The sequence below is a fragment of the Mycobacterium sp. E342 genome (genome assembly GCF_001667665.1).
GTDB lineage: Bacteria > Actinomycetota > Actinomycetes > Mycobacteriales > Mycobacteriaceae > Mycobacterium.
The window spans coordinates 1-1,034 of sequence record NZ_LZJM01000120.1 but is presented as its reverse complement, the minus strand read 5'-3'; the positions used below and the strand labels follow the sequence as shown (position 1 = coordinate 1,034).

Here is a 1,034-nt window from a genome sequence, read left to right as displayed (position 1 = left end):
GCCGGCACCGCACGCAACCACCCATCGAGCACGAACAGCGCCGCCCCCGACACCGGCGACCCAATCGGCACAGCCCCCGTGCCCGGGGTGAGCGGGGCACTGATCGCCGCATACACCGTGGTCTCCGTCGGCCCATAAGCGTTGAGCATCACCCGCCCCGACGCCCACCGATTGACCACCTCAGCCGGACACGCCTCCCCGGCCACCACCAACGCCACCGACTCCAACCCCTGCGGCGAAAGCATCGCCACCGCCGACGGGGTCTGACTCAACACACTGACCCGTTCAGCAATCAGCAAGCCCTGCAAATCATCCGGGGAACCCACCACCGCCTCAGGCACCACCACCAACCGCGCCCCATGCAACAACGCACCCCAGATCTCCCACACCGAGTAGTCAAAGGCATAGGAATGGCACTGTGTCCACACCTGCCCCGCGGTCAGGTCCAATCCGGCATCAAACGCGTCGAATAACCGCGTCACGTTGTAGTGCGTGACCGCAACACCTTTAGGAACACCGGTGGTGCCCGAGGTGTAAATCAAATACGCCACATCCTCTGAAGTCGGGCCCGACAACGCCGTCGCTGGCTCAACATCGATAGCGGGGTCGTTGACATCGATCACCGCCACGTCATGGCCATCCAGCCGTGACCGCAGGCCCGCCGTGGTCAGTACCGCGACCGGGGCGGCGTCAGCCACCAGGAACCCCACCCGGGCCGCGGGCAGGCCCGGATCCATTGGCACATAGGCCGCCCCCGACTTGAGCACCGCCAACATCGCCACGATCGCCTCTGCGCCGCGCGGTAGTAGCAACCCCACGTACTGGCCGGGGCCGGCGCCCTGGGCAACCAGCCAGTGCGCTAACCGATTCGCGGCCTCATCCAGCTCCCGGTAAGTCATTGAGCGGCCCTCGTAGCTGATCGCCACCGCCTCCGGGGTCCGCGCGACTTGGGCGGCGAACGCATCCGGAATCGACACCGTCGGCGTGGCGGGGCGGTCCAACACGCCACGGTTGCCCCACACCGCCAAGCGCGC

The 1,034-nt window shown here is 67.1% G+C and carries 1 protein-coding gene; it reads right to left on the bottom strand.

Annotated elements, in window-relative coordinates; genetic code table 11:
- The coding region (locus A5692_RS07705) for an AMP-binding protein (protein WP_156765975.1) at positions 1 to 1,034 on the bottom strand (1,034 nt) is incomplete at both ends.